General features: G+C 59.1%; 1 protein-coding gene. It reads left to right on the plus strand.

Annotated elements, in window-relative coordinates; genetic code table 11:
• Positions 1-48 precede the first annotated feature (48 nt).
• On the plus strand, positions 49-274 hold a 226-nt coding region (locus G5A07_RS21275; RefSeq protein ID WP_191863976.1), incomplete at its 3' end, for a hypothetical protein.

Below are 274 nucleotides of genomic sequence, written 5' to 3' on the forward strand. Positions count from 1 at the left end.
GCAACACCCCGCACCCCCAGAGGAATCCCCGTCAGACGGAGTTTGAACATGAAGAACAAGCTGACCAACCTGAACGACCACCTGTTCATGCAGCTGGAGCGCCTGTCCGACGAGGATCTGACGGCCGAGCAAATTGAAACTGAAGTCAGGCGCACGGACGCCATCGTCGCGGTTTCCGATCAGATCGTCCGGAACGCCGACATGCATCTGAAAGCGGTGCACCTGCTGGCCAACCATGGCGACCGCTTCAGAGCGCACCTTCCCATGATCGAAG

The sequence above is a fragment of the Stenotrophomonas sp. AS012628 genome (assembly GCF_010608305.1).
Lineage (GTDB): Bacteria > Pseudomonadota > Gammaproteobacteria > Xanthomonadales > Xanthomonadaceae > Stenotrophomonas > Stenotrophomonas geniculata.